17 protein-coding genes and 1 tRNA gene are annotated in these 19586 nt (G+C 73.7%); 10 read left to right on the top strand and 8 right to left on the bottom strand.

Annotated features, from left to right (window positions below; all coding sequences use genetic code 11):
- Positions 1-47: 47 nt before the first annotated feature.
- Positions 48-461 (top strand): hypothetical protein, encoded by a 414-nt coding sequence (locus tag ASF50_RS17550; protein WP_056905335.1) that lies wholly within the window; start codon positions 48-50, stop codon positions 459-461.
- Between the two features lie 114 nt (positions 462-575).
- Here ASF50_RS17550 and ASF50_RS17555 read toward each other — a convergent pair whose 3' ends face one another.
- Together ASF50_RS17555 and ASF50_RS17560 are read right to left on the bottom strand one after the other, a co-directional pair.
- Entirely contained in the window at positions 576-1661 is a 1086-nt protein-coding gene (locus ASF50_RS17555) for a 2-oxoacid:ferredoxin oxidoreductase subunit beta (RefSeq protein WP_056864811.1), read from the bottom strand.
- A 3-nt stretch (positions 1662-1664) separates the two neighbouring features.
- Positions 1665-3611 (bottom strand): 2-oxoacid:acceptor oxidoreductase subunit alpha, encoded by a 1947-nt coding sequence (locus tag ASF50_RS17560; protein ID WP_056905336.1) that lies wholly within the window; start codon positions 3609-3611, stop codon positions 1665-1667.
- 254 nt (positions 3612-3865) lie between these two features.
- Here ASF50_RS17560 and ASF50_RS17565 point away from each other — a divergent pair, with 254 nt between their 5' ends.
- From ASF50_RS17565 to ASF50_RS17580, 4 genes are read left to right on the top strand one after another with little or no spacing between them, the layout of a single operon-like run.
- Positions 3866-4915: a sulfate ABC transporter substrate-binding protein gene (locus tag ASF50_RS17565; RefSeq protein WP_056864809.1), complete on the top strand. Its 1050-nt coding sequence runs from the start codon at positions 3866-3868 to the stop codon at positions 4913-4915.
- Positions 4912-5778, top strand: a complete 867-nt coding sequence (gene cysT / locus ASF50_RS17570) for a sulfate ABC transporter permease subunit CysT (RefSeq protein ID WP_056864808.1) — start codon at positions 4912-4914, stop codon at positions 5776-5778. Before ASF50_RS17565 ends, cysT begins: the two co-directional genes overlap by 4 nt.
- Entirely contained in the window at positions 5771-6601 is an 831-nt protein-coding gene (locus ASF50_RS17575; RefSeq protein ID WP_228943171.1) for a sulfate ABC transporter permease, read from the top strand. The genes cysT and ASF50_RS17575 overlap by 8 nt, the downstream gene beginning before the upstream one ends.
- Positions 6602-6620: 19 nt before the next feature.
- On the top strand, positions 6621-7655 hold the full coding sequence (locus ASF50_RS17580; RefSeq protein WP_056864806.1) for a sulfate/molybdate ABC transporter ATP-binding protein: 1035 nt from the start codon (positions 6621-6623) through the stop codon (positions 7653-7655).
- A gap of 75 nt (positions 7656-7730) precedes the next feature.
- Here the strand turns inward: ASF50_RS17580 and ASF50_RS17585 are convergent, their stop codons facing one another.
- The gene (locus ASF50_RS17585; protein ID WP_056864805.1) at positions 7731-8222 is read right to left on the bottom strand and encodes a YajQ family cyclic di-GMP-binding protein; all 492 of its coding nucleotides are present in this window, start codon (positions 8220-8222) and stop codon (positions 7731-7733) included.
- Positions 8223-8360: 138 nt separating this feature from the next.
- Here ASF50_RS17585 and ASF50_RS17590 point away from each other — a divergent pair.
- Positions 8361-8442, top strand: a tRNA-Tyr gene (locus tag ASF50_RS17590).
- A 77-nt stretch (positions 8443-8519) separates the two neighbouring features.
- On the opposite strand, the gene ASF50_RS19330 is transcribed toward ASF50_RS17590, so the two are convergent.
- Together ASF50_RS19330 and ASF50_RS17600 are read right to left on the bottom strand one after the other, a co-directional pair.
- Entirely contained in the window at positions 8520-9449 is a 930-nt protein-coding gene (locus tag ASF50_RS19330; RefSeq protein ID WP_056864804.1) for an SDR family NAD(P)-dependent oxidoreductase, read from the bottom strand.
- Positions 9450-9559: 110 nt separating this feature from the next.
- Complete coding sequence (locus tag ASF50_RS17600) at positions 9560-10582, bottom strand: SDR family NAD(P)-dependent oxidoreductase (RefSeq protein WP_082503336.1); 1023 nt, start codon at positions 10580-10582, stop codon at positions 9560-9562.
- A 220-nt stretch (positions 10583-10802) separates the two neighbouring features.
- Between ASF50_RS17600 and ASF50_RS17605 the strand changes: the two genes are divergently transcribed.
- A complete protein-coding gene (locus ASF50_RS17605; protein ID WP_056905337.1) occupies positions 10803-11552 on the top strand; it encodes a hypothetical protein in 750 nt (249 codons plus the stop codon).
- Between the two features lie 157 nt (positions 11553-11709).
- The gene (mptB, locus tag ASF50_RS17610) at positions 11710-13266 is read left to right on the top strand and encodes a polyprenol phosphomannose-dependent alpha 1,6 mannosyltransferase MptB (protein ID WP_156718369.1); all 1557 of its coding nucleotides are present in this window, start codon (positions 11710-11712) and stop codon (positions 13264-13266) included.
- On the opposite strand, the gene ASF50_RS17615 is transcribed toward mptB, so the two are convergent.
- Entirely contained in the window at positions 13188-14375 is a 1188-nt protein-coding gene (locus tag ASF50_RS17615; protein WP_056905339.1) for a fumarylacetoacetate hydrolase family protein, read from the bottom strand. The genes mptB and ASF50_RS17615 overlap by 79 nt on opposite strands.
- Positions 14372-15154, bottom strand: coding sequence for a hypothetical protein (locus tag ASF50_RS17620; protein ID WP_056905340.1), 783 nt, complete (start codon positions 15152-15154; stop codon positions 14372-14374). The genes ASF50_RS17615 and ASF50_RS17620 overlap by 4 nt, the downstream gene beginning before the upstream one ends.
- Before the next feature lie 79 nt (positions 15155-15233).
- On the opposite strand from ASF50_RS17620, the gene ASF50_RS17625 reads away from it, so the two are divergent.
- Positions 15234-16361, top strand: coding sequence for a glycosyltransferase (locus tag ASF50_RS17625; protein ID WP_082503337.1), 1128 nt, complete (start codon positions 15234-15236; stop codon positions 16359-16361).
- 62 nt (positions 16362-16423) lie between these two features.
- Here the strand turns inward: ASF50_RS17625 and ASF50_RS17630 are convergent, their stop codons facing one another.
- Entirely contained in the window at positions 16424-17047 is a 624-nt protein-coding gene (locus ASF50_RS17630) for an RDD family protein (RefSeq protein ID WP_056905341.1), read from the bottom strand.
- A gap of 136 nt (positions 17048-17183) precedes the next feature.
- Between ASF50_RS17630 and ASF50_RS17635 the strand changes: the two genes are divergently transcribed.
- Entirely contained in the window at positions 17184-19568 is a 2385-nt protein-coding gene (locus tag ASF50_RS17635; RefSeq protein ID WP_082503373.1) for an FdhF/YdeP family oxidoreductase, read from the top strand.
- Positions 19569-19586: the final 18 nt, after the last annotated feature.

Consider the following 19586-nt stretch of genomic DNA (forward strand, 5'->3'; position numbering starts at 1 on the left):
GCGGGGCAGGTTCGAGGCGTCCCCCACACCTGAACCCAGGAGCCCCCATGCGGATCACCCGCCTCGTCGCCGGCCTCGCGTCGCTGCTGCTCGCCCTCTCGATCTCCCTCGTCTTCACCTCCCCCTCGACCGCTGCGCCGGCCCCGGCCAAGGAGGCTCGCACCATCGAGCTGAAGGGCGACCAGGACGGCCAGAAGTTCTTCATCAAGGGCCGCATCACCCCCGGCTCGGGCCCGATCAAGTACATCGTCGAGCGCAAGGTCTGCCAGCGCAACACCAACTGCAAGAACTCCTACAAGACCTGGGCCAAGGCGAAGACCAACGACGCCGGTCGCTACACCAAGCGGGTCTACGGCCCCCAGGGTGGCGCCCAGCGCGTCTACTACCGCGTCAAGGTCCGCGCCACCGAGCGCTACAAGGCCGCGGTGTCGCCGAACGCGATCTACATCTACAAGCTCTGAGCCGGGCGCCCCTGAGGCGCGCGACCACGCAGGGCCCCCGCCGCACCAGCGGTCGGGGGCCCTGCTGCGTCGCGGGGGCCTCGGCGCCCAGCCGCGGCGCCCACCCACCCGGCTTCAGACGACCGTCCAGGTGTCGCCGCCGCCGATGAGGCCGGCCAGCCGCTCGGCCGGCTCGCCCGGGGCCGCGTCGCGGGCCGCCGAGACCTGTGCGCGGGTCTGGTCGTCGTAGGTGGGGCGCTCCACCTGGCGGAAGACGCCGATGGGCGAGCGGTTGAGGTAGCCCGCGTCGGTGAGCCGGCTGATCGCGAAGGCGGTCGAGGGGTCCTCGGCGTGGGCGTCGTGCACGAGCAGCTCGGTCTCGTCGACGTCGCCCACCTCGACCACCCTGACACCGCCGGAGGTGGCGTCGCGCGCCAGGCCCAGTGTCCCGCCACCGAAGGTGATCCGCTCGCCGTGCACGAGGGGGATGACCGCCCGCTCGGCCGAGTCGCGGTCCTTGAGGCCGTCGAAGGCGTGGTCGTTGAAGATCGGGCAGTTCTGGTAGATCTCGACCAGCGAGGTGCCGCGGTGGGCCGCCGCGGCGGCGAGGACCCCGGTGAGGTGCTTGCGGTCGGAGTCGATGGTGCGGGCCACGAAGGTGGCCTCCGCGCCCAGCGCCAGCGACACGGGGTTGAAGGGCTGGTCGACCGAGCCCATCGGGGTCGACTTGGTGATCTTGCCGACCTCGGAGGTGGGGGAGTACTGGCCCTTGGTGAGGCCGTAGATCCGGTTGTTGAAGAGCAGGATGGTCATGTTCACGTTGCGCCGCAGCGCGTGGACCAGGTGGTTGCCGCCGATCGACAGCGCGTCGCCGTCGCCGGTGACGACCCACACGGAGAGGTCCTCGCGGGCCGTGGCGATGCCGGTGGCGATCGTCGGGGCCCGGCCGTGGATGGAGTGCATCCCGTAGGTGTCGAGGTAGTAGGGGAAGCGGCTGGAGCAGCCGATGCCGGAGACGAAGACGATGTTCTCGCGGCGCAGGCCGAGGTCGGGCAGGAAGGACTGCACGGCCTTGAGCACGGCGTAGTCGCCGCAGCCGGGGCACCAGCGCACCTCTTGGTCGGAGGTGAAGTCCTTGCCGGTCTGGCTCTCGCCCTCGGCCAAGGTCGGCACGCCCTCGGTGCCGCGCATCGCGGGCACGGGCAGGTCGGTGGTGGTCATCGCTCAGTCCTCCGGGTGGTCGGCGGGGTCGCCGGCGGGTGCGGACAGGTCGACCTCGACGCCCTCCGCCTCGGCCACGAGGGCGCCGATGGCCTCGGCGAGCTCGGCGGCCTTGAGCGGGAGCCCGCGCACGTGGTTGTAGCCCACGGCGTCGACGAGGTAGCGCGCGCGCAGCAGCAGCGAGAGCTGCCCGAGGTTCATCTCCGGCACGAGGACCTTGTCGTAGCCGCGCAGGATCTCCCCGAGGTCGTCGGGGAAGGGGTTGAGGTGGCGCAGGTGCACCTGCGCCACGCGGTGGCCGGCACGGCGCACGCGACGCACGCCCGCGCCGATGGGGCCGTAGGTCGAGCCCCAGCCGATGACCAGGACCGAGGCTGCGCCCGAGGGGTCGTCGACCTCCAGCGGCGGCAGCGAGGCGGCGATGCGGTCGACCTTGGCCTGCCGGGTGCGGACCATGCGGTCGTGGTTGGCGGGGTCGTAGGAGATGTTGCCGTGGCCCTCGCCCTTCTCGAGCCCGCCGATGCGGTGCTCGAGGCCGGGGGTGCCCGGCACGGCCCAGGGGCGGGCCAGGGTGTCCTCGTCGCGCAGGTAGGGCCAGAAGTCGCGGGTGTCGGGGTCGTCGGGGGAGACCACGTGGTTGGGCTCGGTGGCGAAGCCCGGGTCGATGCGCGGGAGGTCCTCGACGTCGGGGATGCGCCACGGCTCGGAGCCGTTGGCGAGGTAGCCGTCGGAGAGCAGGATGACCGGCGTGCGGTAGGTGACCGCGATCCGGGTGGCCTCGAGGGCGGCGTCGAAGCAGTCCCCGGGCGACTGCGGCGCGACGACCGGCACCGGGGCCTCGCCGTTGCGCCCGAACATCGCCTGGAGCAGGTCGGCCTGCTCGGTCTTGGTGGGCAGCCCGGTGGAGGGTCCGCCGCGCTGCACGTCGATGACCACGAGGGGCAGCTCGGTCATGACCGCCAGGCCGATGGCCTCCGACTTCAGCGCCACGCCGGGCCCGGAGGTCGTGGTCACCCCGAGGTGGCCCGCGAAGGAGGCGCCGATGGCCGAGCCGACTCCCGAGATCTCGTCCTCGGCCTGGAAGGTCGTCACGCCGAACGCCTTGTGCTTGCTCAGCTCGTGGAGGATGTCGGAGGCCGGGGTGATGGGGTAGGACCCCAGGAAGACCGGCAGCCCCGACTGCACGCCCGCGGCGACGAGGCCGTAGGACAGCGCGAGGTTGCCGGTGATGTTGCGGTAGGTGCCGGGGGCCATCGGCGCCGGCTTGACCTCGTAGCGCACCGCGAAGGTCTCGGTGGTCTCCCCGAAGCTCCACCCCGCGGAGAAGGCGGCGAGGTTGGCGTCGCGGATGGCCGGCACCTTGGCGAAGCGCTTGGCGAGGAACGCCTCGGTGGAGTCGGTCGGGCGGCCGTACATCCACGACAGCAGCCCCAGGGCGAACATGTTCTTGGCCCGCGCGGCGTCCTTGCGCGAGAGCCCGAACTCCTTGACCGCCCCCACCGTCATGCCGGTGAGGTCCACGGGGTGGACCGCGAAGTCGGCCAGCGGCGAGCCGGGGGACCCGAGGTCGGCCAGCGGGTCGGAGTCGTAACCGGCCTTGGTGAGGTTGCGGCCGCCGAAGTCGTGGGTGTCGACGATGATCGTCGCCCCGCGGGGCAGGTCGGGCAGGTTGGCCCGCAGGGCCGCGGGGTTCATGGCGACCAGGACGTCGGGGGCGTCGCCGGCGGTGAGGATGTCGTGGTCGGCGAAGTGCACCTGGAAGGAGGACACGCCCGGCAGCGTGCCCTGGGGGGCGCGGATCTCGGCCGGGAAGTTGGGCAGGGTGACCAGGTCGTTGCCGAAGGCCGCCGACTCCTGGGTGAACCGGTCGCCGGTCAGCTGCATGCCGTCACCGGAGTCCCCGGCGAACCTGATGATGACCCGATCGAGCTGCTTGACCTGCTTCGACACCTCGCGACACTCCTCGCCTCGGACGTCTTCGGACTGTAGCCCGCGTCACGCGAGGCGCCCCGGGTTTCCAGGTGCTGGACGACCCCGCCGGCGCCGCCCACGAGAGCCCGCGCGACGCGCCGGACGACTCTGTCCAGACCAGTGGTCACTTAAACATCTTTTGTGCAGTAATCTACGTGAGATTGGTTGTTCACTCCTGTTCCGTCAGGAGTGGTGAGCAGCCTCTGGGTGCAGGGGCGGACAAGGGACACACGATGAACAAGCAGCTCAAGGCGGCGCTGGCGCTGGGTGCGACGGGGGTGCTGGCCCTGACCGGGTGCTCCACCTCCAGCGGCAGCGAGTCGGGCGAGACCATCAGCGTCAACGCCTTCTCGGTGATGGAGGCGGCCAACGAGCCGGTCTTCGAGGACTTCGTCGGCACCGACGCCGGCGAGGGGATGTCGGTCGGCGACTTCACGACCTCCTACGGCGCCTCCGGCGACCAGAGCCGTGCGGTCGAGGCCGGCGCCGACGCCGACGTCGTGCACTACTCCCTCGAGACCGACGTGACCCGCCTGGTCGGCGACGGCCTCGTGGCCGAGGACTGGAAGGACAACGCCACCAACGGCATCGCGACCTCCTCGGTCGTCGTCTTCGTCGTGCGCTCGGGCAACCCCGAGGGCATCGAGACCTGGGACGACATCGTCGAGCCCGGCGTCGAGGTCATCACCCCCAACCCCGGCTCCTCGGGCTCGGCGCGGTGGAACATCCTGGCGGCCTGGGCCCACATCGCCGGCAACGGCGGCACCGAGGACGAGGCGCGCGACTTCGTGACCTCGCTGCTCGACAACACCATCGCCCTGCCCGGCAGCGGCCGCGAGGCCACCACGGCCTTCACCGACGGCAGCGGCGACGTGCTGCTGTCCTACGAGAACGAGGCCATCCTGGCCAAGCAGAGCGGCGCCGACATCGACTACGTCGTGCCGCCGGACACCCTGCTCATCGAGAACCCCGCCGCCGTCACCGTCGACGCCGACGAGACCGCCCAGGCCTTCCTCGACTTCATGACCAGCCCCGAGGCGCAGGCCGACTACGCGCAGTCGGGCTTCCGCCCCGTCGTCGACGGCGTCGACGTGGGCGAGGTCGAGGGCGCCAACGACCCGGCCGACCCGTTCCCCACCCCCGAGGAGCTCTTCACCATCGACGACGACTTCGGTGGCTGGGGCGAGGCGGCCGACCTCTACTTCGGCGACGGCGAGGACGGCAACCCGCTGGGCATCATCACCGAGCTGCAGCAGGAGACCGGCAAGGTCGGCGAGGAGTGACCAGCACCCCTGTGCTCGAGCGGCCGGCGTCCCCCGAGGGACGCCGGCCCCGGCGCGTGCGCCGTACGACGCCCCGCAGCACGCTGACGCGTGGCGCGGGCCTGGGCCTGGGCATCGCGATGCTGTGGTTCAGCATCCTGGTGCTGCTCCCGCTCTCCGCCGTGGTCGCCGCGGCCGCGGAGGGCGGCTGGGGCCGCTACCTCTCGGTCCTGCAGAACGACCAGACCTGGGCCGCGGTCACCCTGACCGTCTCCCAGGCCGTCCTGGTCACGCTGGTCAACGTCGTGGTCGGCACCGTCATCGCCTGGGTGCTGGTGCGCGACCGCTTCTGGGGCAAGCGCGCCCTCGACGTCGTCATCGACGTGCCCTTCGCCCTGCCCACCATCGTCGCCGGGCTTGTGCTGCTCTCGCTCTACGGGCCCAACAGCCCGCTGGGCCTGCACTGGGCCTTCACGCCCAACGCCGTGACGCTGGCCCTGGCCTTCGTGACGCTGCCCTTCATCGTGCGCACGGTGCAGCCGGTGCTGGAGGAGCTCGAGACCGACGTCGAGGAGGCGGCCGCCTCGCTGGGGGCCAAGCGGTCGACGATCTTCCGGCGCATCATCCTGCCCAGCCTCGTGCCGGCCATCACCGCCGGTGCGGCGCTGTCCTTCGCCCGCGCGATCTCCGAGTACGGCTCGCTGGTCCTGCTCAGCGGCAACAAGCCCTACGAGACCGAGGTGGTCTCGGTGCGGGTGCTGACCTTCATCGAGAACGGCAACACCGCCTCCGCGGCCGCGCTGGCCTCGGTGATGCTGGCCATCGCGCTGGTGGTCATCGTGCTGCTCGACGTGCTCCAGCGACGGGTGTCGCGTCGTGGCTAGCCGGGGCACGACCACCACGATGGTCTCGCCGCCGGTGAAGTGGGGCCTGCGGGTCCTGGCCGTCGGCTACGTGTTCTTCCTCGTGGCCTGGCCGCTGGCGCTGCTGGTGCGCCAGACCTTCGGCAACGGCCTGGGCAACCTCGTCGACGCGCTCGGCGACGAGCAGGTCACCGGGGCGCTGCAGCTGACGGCGATGATCGCCTTCTGGGCCGTGGTGATCAACCTGGTCTTCGGCGTGACCATCTCGATCCTGCTGGTGCGCTACGAGTTCCCCGGCAAGCGGGTGCTCTCGGCGCTCATCGACCTGCCGCTGTCGGTGTCGCCGGTCGTGGTCGGGCTCGCGCTGGTGCTGGCCTACAACGGCCGCAACGGCCTGGTCGGGCCCGAGCTGGAGGCCCGCGGCGTGCAGGTCATCTTCGACTCCCCGGGCATGATCATGGCCACCTGCTTCGTGGCCCTGCCGCTGGTCATCCGCGAGGTCGTCCCGGTGCTGGTCGAGGTCGGCGACGACCAGGAGCAGGCCGCGCGCAGCCTCGGCGCCAACGCGCCCCAGACGTTCTGGCGGATCACCCTGCCCAGCATCAAGTGGGGCGTGGTCTACGGCGTGGTGCTCAGCCTCGCCCGCTCGGTCGGGGAGTTCGGCGCGGTCAAGATCGTCTCGGGCAACATCACCGGCCGCACCCAGACCGCGACCCTCGTCGTCGAGCAGAAGTACCAGAACTTCCAGCAGGAGACGGCCTACGCGACGTCCTTCCTGCTGATCCTGGTCAGCATCGCCTGCCTCCTCGTCGTCGCCTTCCTCCGCCCCAAGCACGACTCGTGACCTCCCGAAGGAGCCACCCATGAGCATCGAAGTCTCAGGTCTCACCAAGAAGTTCGGCGACTTCGTCGCCCTCGACGACGTGTCGGTCTCGCTGCCCACGGGCCAGCTCACCGCACTGCTCGGCCCCTCGGGCGGCGGCAAGTCGACCCTGCTGCGCATCATCGCGGGCCTCGACACCGCCGACTCCGGCACCGTCTCGATCGAGGGCGTCGACGCCACCGGGCTGCCGGCGCAGAAGCGCAACGTCGGCTTCGTCTTCCAGCACTACGCCGTCTTCAAGCACATGACGGTGGCCAAGAACGTCGCCTTCGGCCTGGAGATCCGCAAGCGGCCCAAGGCGGAGATCGCCCACCGGGTCGAGGAGCTGCTCGAGCTCGTCCACCTCTCCCAGTTCTCCCACCGCCTGCCCTCCCAGCTCTCGGGCGGCCAGCGCCAGCGCATGGCCCTGGCCCGCGCCCTGGCGGTCGAGCCGAGCGTGCTGCTGCTCGACGAGCCCTTCGGTGCGCTCGACGCCAAGGTCCGCAAGGAGCTGCGCGACTGGCTGCGCCGGCTGCACGACGAGGTGCACGTGACCACGGTCTTCGTGACCCACGACCAGGAGGAGGCCCTCGAGGTCGCCGACGAGATCGTGGTGATCAACGAGGGCCGCGTCGAGCAGGTGGGCTCGCCCGACCAGCTCTACGACGAGCCGGCCAACGACTTCGTCATGGGCTTCCTGGGCGAGGTCACCACCCTGGGCGGCGTCGTGCTGCGACCGCACGACGTCGAGGTCGCGCTCCAGCCCGGCCTCGCCGGCGCGGTGCGCGGCACGGTCACCCGTGTGCTGCGGGTCGGCTTCGAGGTCCGCGTGACGGTGCGCACCGGCGACGGTGACCCGACCGCGGTCTCGGCCCAGGCCAGCCCCGACACCACCGTGGTGCTGACCCGCACCCACGCCCGCCAGCTCGGCCTCGACGCCGGCACGCAGGTGTGGCTGACGCCGGCCTCCGGCGCCACGACGGTCTCCTCGATGGCGCCGGCCGGACGCCGCGCGGCCGTCACCTCGGGGGTCTGAGACTCCCGGCCGCGGGTGGGACCGCACCCTCCCACCCGCGGCCGGGCCCCTCGTCCGGTGGCCGGGTGGGGCGCCTCAGCGGTAGTTGGTGAACTGCACCGCGAAGTCGTAGTCCTGGCCCCGCACGAGCGCCTGCACGGCCTGGAGGTCGTCGCGCTTCTTCGACGACACCCGCAGCTCGTCGCCCTGGATCTGGGCCTTGACGCCCTTGGGGCCCTCGTCGCGGATCAGCTTGGAGATCTTCTTGGCGTCCTCGGAGGTGATGCCCTCCTTGAGCGCGATCGCGATCTTGCTCTGCTGGCCCGACTGGCGCGGCTCGGAGGCGTCGAGCACCTTGAGGCTGACGTCGCGCTTGACGAGCTTGCCCTTGAAGACGTCGAGCACGGCGCTGGCGCGGTCGTCGGCCGAGGCGCTGATCTCGATGGCCTGGTCGCCCTGCCACTCGATGGTGGCGCCGGTGCCCTTGAAGTCGAAGCGGGTCGCGATCTCGCGGGCGGTCTGCCCCAGGGCGTTGTCGACCTCCTGGCGGTCGAGCTTGCTGACGATGTCGAACGACGAGTCGGCCATGTCGGTCCTCTGCGCTGGTGGCAGCTGGTCGCTGCGGGTGATCGGGTCGGCCCCGGCCGGTGTTTTCCTCCTGTGCCGGGGGCTGCGCTATTGTTTCGCCTCGTCGTCCTCCGGCCAAGCCGGGGGCGAGCGACACCCGGCAGGTTGCCCGAGCGGCCAATGGGAGCGGACTGTAAATCCGTCGGCTTTGCCTTCGAAGGTTCGAATCCTTCACCTGCCACGAGCGCCCCCGGTCTCCACCGACCGGGGGCGTTCCTCGTCTGCGGCCCGGCCCAGGCGGGCCCGACCCGGTCGGGGTCAGTCCTGGGTGCCGGCGGGGCGCCGCGAGAGCAGGTCGAAGGCCGGCCCGATCGCTCGGTCCCACACCGCCGGGGCCAGGGTGAAGGCCGCGACCAGGGCGTAGTTGGTCAGGCCGGTCTGGGCCCGCGGGCCGGGGGCGTCGAGGCAGGCGACGAGCTGGCGGCCCACCCGCTCGGGGCTGATGCTCGGCGGCGGGGGCCGGTTGACCATGCCGGCGGAGTCGAGGGCGCTGTCGTAGATCGGGGTGTCGACGCTGCCCGGCGAGACGTGGCAGACGTGCACGTGCGGGAGGTCGGAGCTCTCGATCTGCAGCTGGCGGGCCAGGGCGCGCACGCCCCACTTGCTCACGACGTAGGGCGTCATGTCGGGCACGGCGACGTGCCCGAGCAGGGAGCCCACCAGCACGAGCACGCCGCGCTCCTGGCGTCGCAGCACGCGCATGGTGTGGCGGGCCACGTTGGCCGAGGCCAGCAGGTTGGTGCGCACGACGGCGTCGAAGGTCTCGGCGTCGAGCTCCTCGGCGCGCCCGTAGGCCACGACCCCGGCCGAGTGCACGAGCGCGTCGACGCGGCCGTGGCGCTCGAGCACGAGGTCGACCAGCGCGGCGACGTCCTCGTCGGCGTCGAGGTCGGCGGGCAGCACCAGCGCGGAGGCGGCGCCCTCGTCGCGGCACACCTCGGCGACCTCGTCGAGCACCTCCTCGCGGCGAGCGACGAGCACGACGTGGTCACCGCGGCGCGACAGCTCCAGGGCGGTGGCGCGGCCGATGCCGCTCGAGGCGCCCGTGACCACCACGACCCGCGGGTGGGGTCCGGCGTCGGAGCGGCGCAGCAGCCCGGCGGCCCGGGCGACGGCGGCCGGTGCCGGCAGGAGCAGCGGCAGGGGCAGGCGCGGGAGCTGGGGGAGGAAGGAGGGGAGGGACGGCACGGGGACTCCTGGTGCGGTGGGGTCGAGCAGGGGATGGTGCCGGGCTGGTGCCGAGACGGTGCCGGGACGGTGCAGCGGTCGTGGCGGGGCGCGAGGGGCGCGAGGCGGGCTCAGCGCCGCCAGCGGGCCCCGCTGCCCTCGCGGGTGCGGCGGCGACCGAGGAGGGTCCAGACGCCGCGCTCGGTGTGGCCGCCGGGGGCGGCCTCGAGGACGTTGCCGCCGTCGGGGCCCACGGCGGGCCCGCGCAGCACCACGGCCCGCACGGCGGGACCGACGACGCGGTCGTAGACGAAGGGCGCGAGCCGGAAGCCGAGGATCGTGGCCAGGTTGGCGGGGCCCACCTCGACGTGGCGGCGGCGCGGGTGGTCGAGGCAGCGCTCGACCGCACGGGCCACCCGGTCGGGCCCGACCACCGGCGGCGGGGCCGACCCGCGGCTGCCGGCGTAGGTCGCCGCCTCGTCGTAGATGGGGGTGTCGATGGCGCCCGGGGACACCAGGCACACGTGGAGGCCCGGCTCGTCGCGCAGCTCCAGCTGCAGCGACCGCACCAGCCCGAGCTGGCCCCACTTGGCGGTGACGTAGGTGCTCATCGAGGGCACCGCCACCTCGGCCAGCAGGGAGCTGACGACGACGAGGGTGCCCGCGCCCTGGGCCCGGAAGACGGGCAGTGCGGCGCGCACGAGGTGGGCGGTGCCGTGCACCGCGGTCTCGACGACGTGCTCGAAGACCTCGCGCGGCACCTGCTCCACGGTGCCGTAGGCCATGCCCTGCGCGGTGGTGACCACCGCGTCGAGCCGACCGTACGCCGCCACCGCGGCCCTGACGCACGCCTCCACCTGGGCGGGGTCGGTGAGGTCGGTGGGCACCACCAGGGTGGCGGCGGCCCCGGCGTCGCGGCAGGCGGCGGCGGCGCGGTCGAGCGCCGCGGGGTCGCGGGCGGCCAGCACGAGGCGGGCGCCACGGGCCGACAGCCGCCGGGCGGTGGCCAGGCCGATGCCGGAGGAGGCCCCGACGACGAGCACGGCGGGGCGGGCGGCGCGGTGGTCGCCGCTCAGGCCGCCGGTGCTGGCCGGTGACGGGCGCCCGGGGGCCTCGGTGGAGGGGCCGGACGAGGGATCGTGCGTGGGGTGCATGCGGACCTCCGCACGAGGGGACGGGTCGTGCCCGACGCTACCCGCGTGCGCCGCGGCCTCCCCCGCCCCGAGGGGTGGGGCCGGACGCGACGGGGCGGAGCCGGACCAGACCTCGGGGCAGCGACACGCCGTCGGCACCCATCCGAGACGCCGACGGCTCCGAAGCAGGGTCAGTCACGCCTCCGTGGCCCGGATCACACCCTCCTCGAAAGGCCGTCCTGTGAACCTCCCTCGCCTGCGTCGCCCCACCCCCTCCATGGCCGTCTCCGTGATGGCGCTCGTCGTGGCCATGGGCGGCACCTCCTACGCCGCGGTCAAGATCAGCTCCGAGGACGTCGTCAACAACTCGCTGACCGGCCAGGACATCAAGAACGACTCGGTGGCCTCGATCGACGTCAAGAACGGCACGCTGCAGGCCAAGGACTTCCGCGACGGCACCCTGGTCCAGGGCCCGGCGGGTCCCGCCGGCGCCGACGGGGCCGACGGCGCGGGCCGCTGGGTGCTCGTGGGCGCCGACGGCAGCATCGTGGACCAGTCGGGCGGCTTCTCGATCGTGGCGGCCTACCCCACGCTCCCCAACACCGCGCCCGCCGGCTCGCCCGACAACAGCCTGCGCGCCAACGGCAACGTCTACATCAGCGCCGGCGACGACATCTCCGACAGCGGCCTGGTCGCCACGATCTCCCTGCAGAACACGGTGGACCAGAACGGCGACGGCGTGACCACCGGCCGTGCGCCCGGTGCCGACGCCAACCCGGAGTTCTCCGGCGAGATCTCGGTCAGCCGCTGCAACGTCGGTGCGCCGACCACCCCGCCCTCGGGCCCGACCAACTGCGCGCCCACCGGCGCCCAGAACGCCCAGAGCTTCGTGGTCTCCCCGCGCAACAGCGACGGCTCCGTCACCACCGACGGCACCCGCAAGCCGTTCTACGTCGTCCTCACCGAGGCCCCGGTGCCCGCGGGTCGCTGACCCCCGGTCCCACCTGCACGACCCGCACGACCCGATCGACCACGCAGGACCCCCGGCGACCCCGCGGGGAGCGAGTTCGGCTGACGTTCACCGACCGCTCCTCGCGGGGTCGACCCGTGTGCGGGCGGCGGCCCTCCGGGCTCCCTAGCCTGCGCTGGTGCTGACTCGAGGGCTCGCCGGCAGCCTGCTCGTGCTCCTGGGGGGCCTGGTGGTCTCGACGCTGCCGGCCAGCTCGCCCGTGCTCGACGCCGACGCGCTGGTGGCGCTGCGCGCGCACCCGGCCGGGCGCATGCTCGGGCTGGCCGTGGTGCTCACCGGTCTGGGGCTGCTCGCCGCCTCCTGGCTGCGCCTGTGCCGTCGCGTCGCGCTGCCCCACGGTGAGAGCACCGCCGACCGGCTGGCGCTGGTGCGCCACGCGTGCGTGGTCTGGTCGGCACCGCTGGTGCTCGCACCGCCCCTGTTCTCCCGCGACGGCTGGTCCTACGCCGCCCAGGGCACGTTGGCCCACCTCGGGCTCTCGCCCTACGAGCACGGCCCGTCGGTGCTCTCGGGCCCGGTGGTCGAGGCCGTCGACCCGATGTGGCTCGACACCCCGGCGCCCTACGGGCCGCTGCCGCTCGCCCTGGGCGACCTCGCCGCCGCCCACACCGGCAACCCGTGGGTGCTGGTGGTCGCCCACCGGGGCGTGGCGCTGGTGGGGCTGCTCCTGCTGGCCTGGGCGGTGCCGCGGCTGGCCCGCTGGAGCGGGGTCGACCCCGCCCTGGCCAGCGCGGTGGTGCTCGTGTCGCCGCTGATGCTGGCCAACGGCGTGGGAGGCCTGCACAACGACCTGCTGATGGTCGGCCTGATGGCCGCGGCGCTGGTGGTGGCCGCCGAGCACGGCTGGGCGGCCGGTGCGGTGCTGGGCGGCCTCGCCGCCGCGGTCAAGGTGCCGGGCGGCCTGGTGTGCCTGGGCGTCGTCCTGGTCGGGCTGCCCGCGGCCGCGGGGGCGCTCGAGCGGGTGCGCCGCGCCGCGGCGGTGGCCGGCGTCGCGGTCGGCGTGCTGGTGGGGCTCGGCGCCGTCACGGGGCTCGGTCTGGGGTGGGTCGCCGCGCTCGGGGTGCCGGGCACCGTGAGCACCCCGCTGTCGTCGACCACGCTGGTGGGCGGCGCGCTCGACCGTGTCGCCGGACTGGTCGGGCTCGGCCCGGGCCCGCTGGACCTCGTCGACGTGCTGCGCACGGCGGGCACGCTGGCCGCCCTGCTGCTGGGCCTGTGGGCGCTGCTGCGCCGGCCCGCGGGCGACCGCGCCTCGGCGGTGGCCACGGTGGCCCTGGTGGTCGGGGCCACGGTGGTCCTCGGCCCCGTCGTGCACCTGTGGTACTTCCTGTGGGCCGCGCCCTTCCTCGCCGTGCTGCGCCTCGACCGGCTCGGGATGGTCGCGCTGCTCGCGGCCTCCACCGTGCTCGGGCTGGTCGCCCCCCTCGACTCCTCGCTGCACGGCGCCTACCTGGCGATCGTGCTGGGCTGCCTGCTCGTGGCGGCGCTGCTGCCGGTGCTCCTGCTCACCCGCCGCGCCCGTGCCCGGCTCGGGCGCATCGTCCACGCCAGCCCGTCGCGCGCGCCCGCCCGGGGTGCGGGGCCCGCGTCGGGCGCTCAGCCCGCGGCGGGAGCGACGGTGCCGCGCACCTCGCCGAGCGTGATCCGACCGCCGGTGGTCGACGGCGCGGAGTAGCGCAGCACCACCTCGTCGCCGTCCTCGAGGAAGCCGCGCCCCGCGATCTCCACGCGCCCGCCCCGGGTCAGCTCGAGCAGGCAGCCCCGCTCGTCGTCACCGGGCCCGCTGATCGTGCCCGAGGCGAGCAGGTCGCCGGTGCGCAGCGCGGCGCCGTTGGAGGTCAGGTGGGCCAGCATCTGCGCGGGCGCCCAGTAGGTCGTGGCGTACGACGGCCGGCTCACCACCGTGCCCGCCACCTCGACCTCGACGTCGATGTCGAGCCCCCGCGGGGTGGAGCCGTCGGCGTGGCGCAGGTGCGGCAGCGGGGCGGGCTCCTGGCCCGGGAGGTCGCACCAGGCCGCGTCGAGCGCCGCCAGCGGGGTCACCCACGCCGAGACCGAGGTGGCGAAGGACTTGCCGAGCATCGGACCGAGCGGCACGTACTCCCACGCCTGGAGGTCGCGCGCCGACCAGTCGTTGACGCCCACGACGCCGAAGACGTGGTCGGCCAGGGCGTCCACGCCCACCGTGCTCCCCAGGGCGCTCGGGACGCCGACCACGAAGCCGAGCTCGGCCTCGAGGTCCAGGCGCCGCGTGGGGCCGAAGGCCGGTCGGTCGGGCTCCTCGCGGGAGGGACGACCCTGGCCGCGGGGGCGGACGACCGGGGTGCCGCTGACGACCACGGTGCCCGCGCGGCCGTGGTAGCCCACCGGCAGGTGGCGCCACTGCGGGGGCAGCGGGTCCTGACCGGGCCGCAGGATCTCCGCCACGCGGGTGGCGTGGTGCTCGGAGGCGTAGAAGTCCACCAGGTCGGCCACCTCGAAGGGCAGGTGCAGCACGACGTCGGCCAGGTCGTGGGAGGGCGCGACCCCGGTGGCGGCCAGGTCGCGCACCTGCTCCCGGGTCTCGGCCCACACCGCCGGCCCCAGGGCCATCAGCGCGTGGAGCGACGCCGTCGCGAGCTCGGGACGCCCGGTGGCCTCGGCCAGGTCGACCACCCGGTCGCCCAGCCGCGCCCCGACGCGGCGCGGACCGCCGTCGCGGGAGAAGACGCCGTAGGGCAGGTGGTCGAGGCCGAAGCCGTCCGCCGCGCCGTCCCCGGCGCCGTCGGGGCTCACAGGGCTCACAGGGCCACGCCCAGGTCGCGCAGGGCCGCGCCGAGGGCCTCGACCTCGGTGGGGGAGGCCAGGTCGGCGCCGGTCAGCCAGCGTCGGGCCCCCGCGAGCCCGTCCAGGCCGACCAGCGCGGCCGCGTCGGCCGTCGTGAGCGCCTCGACGACCTCGCCGCGCGAGGCGCCGTCGAAGGCCAGCCGGGTGGCCCCGAGCAGCGCCAGCGGGCCGGGGGCGGGCACCGGTGCGGCGCCGGCGCCGGTGGCGTGCCACGGGGTCTCGCGGTCGAGGGCGGCGTCGACCAGCGCCGCGAGCAGCCCGGGCTCGGTGGCGGCGGGCAGCAGCAGGCCGAGCTCGGCGGCGGCCAGCTCGTCGAGCGCCGCCAGCCAGGCGGTCGTGGGGCCGGTGGGGCCGAGGTGGCCCGCCGGCACGCCCACCTGCACGACGACGTCGTCGGCGAGGGCGCCCTCCCCGCGCGCCGCGTCGACCGCGGCGACGACCCGGCGGGCGTTGCCGGCCAGGTCGTCGAGGTCGCGCAGCGTCACCGCCAGCCTCGTCAGGCACACCTGCGGCCGGCGTGCGCACCACCCGGCCGGACCGGCCAGCTGGCCGGCCCCGCCGGTGACCGCGACGGCCACGGCGAGCCGGCCCTCCTGCGGCAGCGCCAGCCGCGGCAGGTCGGTGTCGGCGACGAGCGCCGCGCCCGGCAGGGAGCCGAGGCGCTCGTCGTACGACGGGGGGAGGGCGGGGTCGCTCACGACCGCGTCGGCGAGGGCGTGGGTCCACGGTGCGGGCACGACCGGCAGCCTAGAGGGCCGGAGCCGGCCACACCGGGGCCACGGCGACGTCGCCGTCCGTTCACCGCGTGCCGCCACGGTGACCCGCGTGCGCATCGCCCAGCTGGCCAACTTCATCGGCCCCTCCTCCGGCGGCATGCGGACCGCCGTCGCCGCGCTCGGACAGGGGTACGCCGCGGCCGGCGCGCGACGGCTGCTCGTCGTGCCGGGCCCGGTCGACGCCCGCACCGAGACCCCGGAGGGCGACGTCGTGCAGCTGCGCGCGCCGCGTGTCGGTGGCGGCTACCGCCTGATCGTCGAGCCCTGGCGCGTCACCGACGTGCTGGAGGACTTCGCGCCCACCTCGGTGGAGCTCAGCGACAAGACGACGCTGCTGCCCGTGGCGCGCTGGGCCCGTCGCCGTGGGGTCGGCAGCGTGCTCTTCTCCCACGAGCGCCTCGACGACATGCTCGCCCTGCGCACGGGCCTCGACCTCGGGGCCAAGGCCTCGGTGCGCGTGCTCAACCGGTTGCTCGTGCGCAGTGTCGACACCCTCGTGGTGACCTCCGACTACGCGCGCCGCGAGTTCGCGCAGGTAGCCGCAGCCGCCGGCTGCCCTGTCGCGCAGGTGCCGCTCGGGGTCGACCTCGCGACCTTCCGCCCCGACCCGTCGCGCCCGACGGCGGGGCCGGAGCTGCGCCTGGTGCACGTCGGCCGGCTCTCGCGGGAGAAGTCGCCGCACCTGGCCGTCGCCACCGCCGTGGAGCTCCACCGTCGCGGGGTGCCCGTGCGTCTCGACGTCTACGGCGAGGGCCCGCACCGCGACGAGCTGGAGGCGCTGGCGGGCGCCGCGCCGGTGCGCCTGCACGGCTACGTCGCCGGTCGCGCCGAGGTCGCCGGTCGGCTGGCCGCGGCCGACGTCGCTCTGTCGGTGTGCCCGGGGGAGACCTTCGGGCTGGCCGTGCTCGAGGCCCTGGCCTGCGGCACCCCGGTCGTCACCGCCGACCGCGGTGGCGCCCGCGAGCTGGTCGACGCCGCCTCGGGCGCCTGGGGTGCGCCCGACGCCGCCTCCCTGGCCGACGCGGTGCTGGAGCTCGCGGCCCGGCCGGAGGGTGCGCGCCGGGCGGGCGCCCGGGCCCGCGCCGAGCTCTTCACCTGGCCGCAGACGGTCGAGGCGATGCTCGCCGTGCACGCACGCGTGTCGGGGCGGGCCAGGCTGTCGGCCTGACCCGCCCCGAGGCGGTGCTGCTGGGTGCTGCTGGTGCTGCTGGTGCTGCTGGTGCTGTCGGGTCAGCCGACCTTGACCACGTGGGTGCCGCCGGCGAACTTGTCGTGCCAGCCCTGGCGCTGGGCCTTGTCGCCGTTGATCTGCACGGCGATGACGATGACGGCCACGAGGGTCGCGAGGCTGCCGATGATCCCGAGGAACGGGACCAGCCCGGCCAGGCCGAAGGCGAGGAAGATGTTGCGCTTCACCGCGGTGGCGAGGGTCGGGTTGCCGCCCTCGGGGGCGACCACGCGCAGCTTGAGCAGCTGCTTGCCCAGCGTGGCGCCGCGGGAGGACTCCAGGAAGCCGAAGTAGGCGAGGTTGACGATGACGCCGAGCACGGTGGCGGCCGCGGCGGCGGCGTAGCTCTGGCCGTCGGTGCCGGTGCCGCCGGTGGCGACCACGGCGCCGCCGAAGACCAGGCCGATGATGAAGCTGACGATGCCCATCAGCACGCCGTCGATGAGCCGGGCCAGGAAGCGCTCGAGCAGACCCGCGGGCACCGGGCCGCCCGGCTGGCCGCCGTACTGCGGCGCGCCGTACTGGGGAGCCCCGTACTGGGGTGCGCCGTAGCCGGGCTGGCCGGCGCCCTGCTGGCCGTAGGGGTCCTGCGGGTTCGGGGGGTTCGGCGGGTCGTAGGACGACATGGTCTCTCCTGGGTGGGGCTCGGTGGGTGCTCGCACACCTCGGGGCCCGCAATCTAGCGGCGCGGTGCGGGCGCGAGCCAGGTCTGCCACCCGGGCAGGTGTGGTGGCGCTGGTGCGCCGGAGCATGATGGTGCCCATGAGCCGCACCGCCCCCCGCCACGACATCGACGAATCCGACCTCGAGGTCGGCGGCACCGCCCACGCCGCTGCCGGCAAGACCGCGGTCGCGGTCTCCATGAAGCGCTCCATCGAGCAGATGGGTGTCGTGCGCACCGCGCAGACGCTCCTCAAGCTCAACCAGGCCGACGGCTTCGACTGCCAGGGCTGCGCGTGGCCCGACCCCGACCCGTCGCACCGCCACACCGCCGAGTTCTGCGAGAACGGCGCCAAGGCGGTCACCGAGGAGGCCACCAAGCGCACCATCGGCCGGGAGTTCTTCGCCGCCCACCCCCTGGCCGAGCTGCGCGAGCGCACCGACTACTGGCTGGGCCAGCAGGGTCGCCTCACCGAGCCGATGGTCGTGCGGGCCGGCGGCACCCACTACGAGCCGATCAGCTGGGACGACGCCTTCGCCCTCATCGGTGGCCACCTCCAGGGCCTCGACAGCCCCGACGAGGCGGTGTTCTACACCTCGGGCAAGACCTCCAACGAGGCGGCGTTCGCCTACCAGCTCTTCGTGCGCGCCTTCGGCACCAACAACCTCCCCGACTGCTCCAACATGTGCCACGAGTCGACCTCGGTCGGCCTGGCCGAGGTGATCGGCATCGGCAAGGGCTCGGTCAGCCTGGAGGACATCCACGTCGCGAAGCTCATCGTGATCGCCGGCCAGAACCCCGGCACCAACCACCCGCGCATGCTCAGCGCGCTGGAGATCGCCAAGAAGAACGGCGCGAAGATCCTCGCGATCAACCCGCTGCGCGAGGCCGGCCTGGTGCGGTTCAAGAACCCCCAGACGCCCAAGGGCATGGCGCTCAACGGCACCGAGATCGCCGACATGCACCTGCCGGTCAAGATCAACGGCGACCAGGCGCTCTTCCAGGCCATCGGCTCGCTGCTCCTGGAGTGGGACGCCCTCGACCACGACTTCATCGAGCGCCACACCACCGGCTTCGAGGCCTGGGCCGAGACCGCCCGCGCGCTCGACTGGGACCTCGTCCTGCGCGCCACCGGCCTGAGCCGTGAGCAGATCGAGGCGGCCGCGCGGATGTTCGCCGAGTCCGACGCCACCACGATCTGCTGGGCCATGGGCATCACCCAGCACCGCAACGGCGTGGCCACGGTCAAGGAGATCTCCAACCTCGCCTTCCTGCAGGGCAACATCGGCAAGCCCGGTGCGGGTCTGTGCCCGGTGCGCGGGCACTCCAACGTGCAGGGCGACCGCACGATGGGCATCTGGGAGCGCCCGCCGGCGCACTTCCTCGACGCCCTCCAGGCGGAGTTCGGCTTCGACCCGCCGCGCGAGCACGGCGTCGACGCGGTGGCCGCCGTGTGCGAGCTGCGCGACCGCAAGATCAAGGTCTTCTTCGGCATGGGCGGCAACTTCGTCTCGGCGATGTCGGACACCACGGTCACGGAGGCTGCCATGCGCAACGCCGACCTGACCGTGCACGTCTCGACCAAGCTCAACCGCTCGCACGTCGTGCACGGCACCGAGGCCCTCATCCTCCCCGTGCTGGGCCGCAGCGAGAAGGACCACACCGGCGGCCGCGAGCAGCGCATCACCGTCGAGGACTCGATGTCGGCCGTGCACGCCTCCAAGGGCCCGCTCAAGCCGGCCTCGGAGCACCTGCGCAGCGAGGTCGACATCATCTGCTCGATGGCCCAGGCCACCATCGGCGAGCGCCACGACCTCCCCTGGGACGCGTTCCGCTCCGACTACAGCGAGATCCGCCACCGCATCGCGCGCGTCGTGCCCGGGTGCGAGTCCTACGACGAGAAGGTCGCCCAGCCCGGCGGGTTCGTCCTGCCGCACCCGCCGCGCGACTCCCGCACCTTCCCCACGAAGGTCGACAAGGCCGTCTTCACCGCGATCCCCACCGAGATCCTCGAGGTGCCGCAGGGCCGGCTGGTGCTGCAGACCATGCGCTCGCACGACCAGTTCAACACCACGATCTACGGTCTCGACGACCGCTACCGCGGCGTGAAGAACGGTCGCCGCGTGGTGTTCGTCAACCCCGAGGACATCACCGAGCTGGGCCTGGTCGACGGCCAGATGGTCGACCTGTGCAGCGAGTGGGAGGACGGCTCGCGGCGCGAGGCCCCGGCCTTCCGGGTCGTCTCCTACGAGCAGCCCCGCGGCTGCGCGGCGGCCTACTACCCCGAGACCAACCCCCTGGTCCCGCTGGAGTCCAAGGCGCTCGGCAGCAACCAGCCGGCCTTCAAGTCCGTGATCGTCACGCTGCGGCCCACCGACGCGGTCGCCGGCGACGAGATCAACAGCAACGCCGGGGTGCTCTTCGACCCCAGCGTCGACGCCGACGACGAGGGCAAGCACTGGGTCGAGCCCGACCAGCTCTCCTGACCGGCCCGGCCCAGGACG

Origin of the sequence: Nocardioides sp. Leaf307, assembly GCF_001423135.1 — a bacterium.
Classification (GTDB): domain Bacteria; phylum Actinomycetota; class Actinomycetes; order Propionibacteriales; family Nocardioidaceae; genus Nocardioides; species Nocardioides kribbensis.

Excerpts from the sequence above, each read along its gene's own strand:
- ASF50_RS17585 (WP_056864805.1), bottom strand. The coding sequence starts at position 8,222 with ATGGCCGACTCGTCGTTCGACATCGTCAGCAAGCTCGACCGCCAGGAG.
- ASF50_RS17630 (WP_056905341.1), bottom strand. The coding sequence starts at position 17,047 with ATGTCGTCCTACGACCCGCCGAACCCCCCGAACCCGCAGGACCCCTAC.
- ASF50_RS17600 (WP_082503336.1), bottom strand. The coding sequence starts at position 10,582 with ATGCACCCCACGCACGATCCCTCGTCCGGCCCCTCCACCGAGGCCCCC.
- ASF50_RS17555 (WP_056864811.1), bottom strand. The coding sequence starts at position 1,661 with ATGACCACCACCGACCTGCCCGTGCCCGCGATGCGCGGCACCGAGGGC.
- ASF50_RS17635 (WP_082503373.1), top strand. The coding sequence starts at position 17,184 with ATGAGCCGCACCGCCCCCCGCCACGACATCGACGAATCCGACCTCGAG.
- ASF50_RS17550 (WP_056905335.1), top strand. The coding sequence starts at position 48 with ATGCGGATCACCCGCCTCGTCGCCGGCCTCGCGTCGCTGCTGCTCGCC.
- ASF50_RS17565 (WP_056864809.1), top strand. The coding sequence starts at position 3,866 with ATGAACAAGCAGCTCAAGGCGGCGCTGGCGCTGGGTGCGACGGGGGTG.
- ASF50_RS17580 (WP_056864806.1), top strand. The coding sequence starts at position 6,621 with ATGAGCATCGAAGTCTCAGGTCTCACCAAGAAGTTCGGCGACTTCGTC.